Origin of the sequence: uncultured Ligilactobacillus sp., from assembly GCF_948826705.1 — a bacterium.
Taxonomy (GTDB): Bacteria; Bacillota; Bacilli; order Lactobacillales; family Lactobacillaceae; genus Ligilactobacillus.
In genome coordinates this window covers 1-5332 of record NZ_CAQLEL010000024.1, presented here as the reverse complement: position 1 = coordinate 5332, position 5332 = coordinate 1, and the positions used below count along the sequence as shown (strand labels likewise).

Sequence of the window (5332 nt, the reverse complement as noted above, 5' to 3'; positions counted from 1 at the left end):
ATGCAATATGGTTGGCAATGGGTAAATAATGCGACCCATTACTTTGATACATATGATGGGGCGATGGCAGTCGGTGAAAAGAAAATAAATGATCATTGGTATCTCTTCGATAAAGATGGCAATATGCAACGAGGCATTCAAGATCTTCGTCCGTACGGATCAGAAAAGCATGCATATTACAATGAAGACGGCTGGATGCAATATGGTTGGCAATGGGTAAATAATGCGACCCATTACTTTGATACATATGATGGGGCGATGGCAGTCGGTGAAAAGAAAATAAATGATCATTGGTATCTCTTCGATAAAGATGGTAATATGCAACGAGGCATTCAAGATCTTCGTCCGTACGGATCAGAAAAGCATGCATATTACAATGAAGACGGCTGGATGCAATATGGTTGGCAATGGGTAAATAATGCGACTCATTACTTTGACACATATGATGGGGCGATGGCAGTCGGTGAAAAGAAGATAAATGATCATTGGTATCTCTTTAATGATCAAGGTGAAATGCAACGAGGATTACAATATTTACCTAAGGAAAATAAATTAGTGTTGTATGATAACGATGGTTGGATGCAATACGGTGAACAAGCTGTAGGTAATAAGAAGTATTATTTTGATACATTTAATGGTGCTTTAAAAGCTACAAGTTTAAATAATATAGCTGATCGTTGGTTTTTATTTGGAGATACGGGCGATCTTTTGACAGGTATCCAAGAGGTAAATGGTGAAAAGCTATTTTTTGATAAAGATACAGCACAATTAAAGACAGGTTTACAAAAAATAAATTCAAATATTGTATATGTCGATCCTAAAACAGCTAGCTATAAAAAGAATTTTTTATTTAATGATAATGGTAAGTGGTATTATTTTGATAGCCAGACAGGTATTGGAAGTGAGAAACAACCTAATTCTTATACGCTAACTGATCTATCAGTGAGTGATGATTATCGCAGTGGAAATATGCTCTATTCACATGATGATAAAAATATTGAAAACGTTGATGGTTATCTAACGGCTGATTCATGGTATCGGCCAAAAGAAATTTTAGACAACGGTGAAAATTGGCGCCTTTCAACTGCAAATGATAAACGTCCACTACTGATGGTGTGGTGGCCTAATAAAGAGGTAAAAGTAAATTATCTCAATTTCATGGCAAATAAAGGACTATTACAACAAAATAACTTCTCAACTAGCGATAATAGCAAGGAGCTACAAAGGGCTGCTGAGGAAGTTCAAAAGAACATCGAAAAGAAGATCTCAGCCGAGAATGGAGAAACAGAATGGCTCAGAGAAACTTTGAGCGATTTTATTGCTACACAACCGATGTGGAATCGTGAAAGTGAAGATCCAGCATACTTTGGTTTTCAATTCCAAGGTGGCTTCTTAAAATATGTCAACAATGATCTTGTACCAGATACTGCATCTGATTGGAGATTGATGGGTCGTCAACCGATAAATATTGACGGAAAAGGTGAGCAAGGGGCAGAGTTCTTATTGGCAAACGACATAGATAACTCTAATCCGATCGTTCAAGCAGAACAATTGAATTGGTTACACTACTTATTGAACTTTGGAAACATTACTGCTAATGACTCACAAGCAAACTTTGATGGAATTCGAATCGATGCGGTGGATAATGTTGATGCAGATCTATTATCCATTGCTGGTGATTATATGCGTGCAGCATATGGGACTTCAGAAAATGATGCTAATGCCAATAAACATCTTTCAATTTTGGAAGATTGGAATATCAACGATGCAGAGTACACTAAAAAAATTGGAACTCCACAAATTTCTATTGATAACCATACTGTGACTCAGATAACAGCTTCTTTAAGTAAGCAACAAGGTGAAAATGACCGTATGGGGCGTTTTCTTGAATGGTATATGGTCGATCGGGGCAATGATGATAGTGAGAATGTTGCGATCCCTAGTTTTGCCTTCGTTAGAGCACATGATTACGCTGTTCAAGACATGGTGCAACAAGCCACGACTGATGCTACTGGTGCAGAAGCAAATCATTCTAATTGGGATCAATTAGCAAAAGGGCTAGAATTATACAATGCTGACCAAGCAAAGACCGTGAAAAAATACAATCGCTACAATATTCCAAGCTCGTATGCATTGTTATTGACAAATAAAGATAGCATCCCACGTGTTTACTATGGTGATGTCTTTACCGATGGTGGACAATATATGTCTCAAAAGTCGATCTATTACGATGTTATCGATAATTTGTTACGCTCTAGGGTCAAATATGTAGCAGGTGGTCAAACAATGGCTGTTGACCAACATGATATTTTGACAAGTGTTCGTTTCGGTAAGGGAGCAATGAAAGCAAGTGATACGGGTACTGATGAAACTAGAACAGAAGGTATCGGAGTCATTATTTCTAATAATACTGATTTAAAACTTTCTGATGGTGAACAGGTAGTATTGCATATGGGAGCTGCTCACCGTAACCAAGCATATCGGCCGGTTGTACTTTCAACAAATGATGGTATTGAGAATTATACATCAGATACTAATGCACCAGTTATGTATACAGATAATAATGGTGATCTGATCTTCAGTAACAAAGATGTCGTAGTTAACGGAAATGTGTTGGCAAATACAAGTGTTAGGGGCGTAACTAATCCATTTGTAACAGGTTATCTTGCTGTTTGGGTCCCGGTAGGTGCTGAAAGTGATCAAGATGCACGGACACCAGCATCAACAGAAAAACATGATAATGATGAAATGTTCAGATCAAATGCTGCAACAGATTCAAATATTATATATGAAGGTTTTTCTAACTTCCAAGCTCCACCAGCAAGTCCAGAGCAGGCTGCCAATGTGGTGATCGCTAAGAATGTTGATTTGTTCAAGCAATGGGGGATCACAAGCTTCGAATTTGCACCGCAATATCGTTCAAGTACAGATGGTACTTTTATCGACTCCATTATTAGCAATGGTTATGCCTTTACAGATCGTTATGATCTAGGCTTTGGTGAACCAACTAAATATGGAACAGATAGTGATCTGCGTCAAGCATTGCGTAGTTTACATGAAGTTGGGATACAAGCAATTGCTGACTGGGTCCCAGATCAAGTCTATGCTTTGCCAGGTAAAGAAGTTGTTGCAGCTACTCGAGTAGATGACCATGGAAATTACATTGATGGTTCTCAGATCAATGATACATTGTACGTTGCTAATACTCGTGGTGGTGGAGAGTACCAAAATAAATTTGGGGGTGCATTCTTGGAAGAGTTGAAGCAAAAGTATCCACAACTATTCCAAAAATCTCAAGTTTCAACTGGTGTTCCGATCAATGGTGATGTGCAGATCAAAGAATGGTCAGCTAAATATATGAACGGTACTAATATTTTGAGTAGAGGTGCTGGCTATGTTTTGAAGGATAAAAATAGTGGCGTATATTTCAATGTTGATCGTAATGGATTGCCAATACAGCTTAAAAATTCTTCACTAGACAGTGCTTTTGTTGAAAATGAAGATGGAAGTATTAGTTATTTTAAAGATGGTAAGTTATATCGAAACCAATTTTTAGAAAAAGATGGTAACTGGTATTATTTCGATGATGCTGGTCATATGGTTCGTGAAAATGGCGATTCTAATAATGGTTTTGTAGTTTTAGATGCTCCAGAATATGGAGGAGTGTATTTCTTTATGGATAACGGGGTCTCATTTAGAAATGGATTCATGACTGCACGGGATGGAGCAACATATTACTTTGATCAATATGGTAGAATGATCAAAAATCAGAAAAAAGAGATCAATGGAGCGGAATATAATTTCGATAAAAATGGACGATTGATCAAATAGAAGAAAAAAGGCTGTGGCATAAGTAGTCTTTAATATTATATATATTAATGAAAATTACCGCTAAAGAATTACTATTCGTTGTTTAGTTGGTACTTGATTCTGTAAAGTCTTAAAAACTAGTATTTTCAGGATAAAGAAAGACATCTTCAAAATTCCAACGTTCGGAATTTGAAGATGTTTTTTTACTTATATCACAACCTCTTTTGTATAAGTACTGAGAATAGGATGTTTTTAGTAAAAAAGTATTTTTAAATACACTTTTATTAATATTGGTGGTAAAATTAGTCTGTTTATAGTAATTCGGGAGGCTTTAGTAATGGATATTGAACGGTTAGAAAAAATTCTGGCTAATCAAACGGTAAAATCTAAAAAACTTATTTATATTTCTAGTTTAACGATTGCTTTATTAGCGACCGGTGCCTGTAATCAGCAAGATGTTTCGGCAGACCAAGTCAATGCTTCTGAAACATCCAAGGTACAAGAACCAACTGAGGAGATCAAGAAAACTTCTGAAACAGTAGGATCAGAAAATGATGGTCAAAAAACAAGTACTACGATCAGCACAACGCCTAAAGAATCTGAACAAGTAGAGATAAATACACCTGAGAAAGATGCTACCAAGGATACAACGGTTCAAAATACAGTAAAAGAGACTACAGTAGTAAATAGCCCAAATACCGATAATAGTAAAAATGATCTAGTTGAGCAAAAACGTGATGATCATTGGTATTTAGTAAATGAAACGACTGGTCAACAAATGACAGGGTTTCAAGAGCTAAAAGACCAAAATAAAACAGTTTACTACAGTCCAGAAAATGGTCAGATGCAGTATGGTTGGCAAGATATTAAAAATAATAAATACTATTTTGATACCTATAATGGTGCAATGACAACTGGTCAGAAGAATATCGATGGCAATTGGTATTTGTTTAATAATGAAGGTCAAATGCAACGAGGCTTCCAAGATCTCAAAGATTATGGTGAAAATAAGACAGTTTACTATGATGATAATGGTCAAATGCAGTACGGTCAACAAAAGATCAATGGTGCTTGGTATAACTTTGATACTTACGATGGCGCAATGAAGACAGGCTTTATAAAGATACCTGACCAAAATAAAACAGTCTACTATGATGATAATGGTCAAATGCAATACGGTTGGCAATGGATCGATAATGCGACCCGCTACTTTGATACGTTCAATGGTGCGATGGCGATCGGTCAAAAGAAGATCAACGAGCATTGGTATCTATTTGATAATAATGGTGCAATGCAACGGGGTTTCCAAAATCTCAAAGACTATGGTGATAACAAAACGGTTTATTATAACCAAGATGGTTGGATGCTCTATGGCTGGCAGTGGTTAGATAACGCGACCCGCTACTTTGACACGTTCAACGGTGCGATGGCGATCGGTCAAAAAAAGATCAATGATCATTGGTATCTATTTGATAAGAACGGTGCAATGCAACGGGGTTTCCAAAATCTCAAAGACTATGGT

General features: G+C 36.7%; 2 protein-coding genes. Both read left to right on the top strand.

The features are described from left to right. Positions 1-3831: glycoside hydrolase family 70 protein (locus tag Q9Q35_RS01475; RefSeq protein WP_304651819.1), on the top strand; the 3831-nt coding region annotated here is incomplete at its 5' end. 316 nt (positions 3832-4147) lie between these two features. Then, positions 4148-5332, top strand: a 1185-nt coding sequence (locus Q9Q35_RS01470; protein WP_370648870.1) for an N-acetylmuramoyl-L-alanine amidase family protein, incomplete at its 3' end; no start/stop codon positions are given.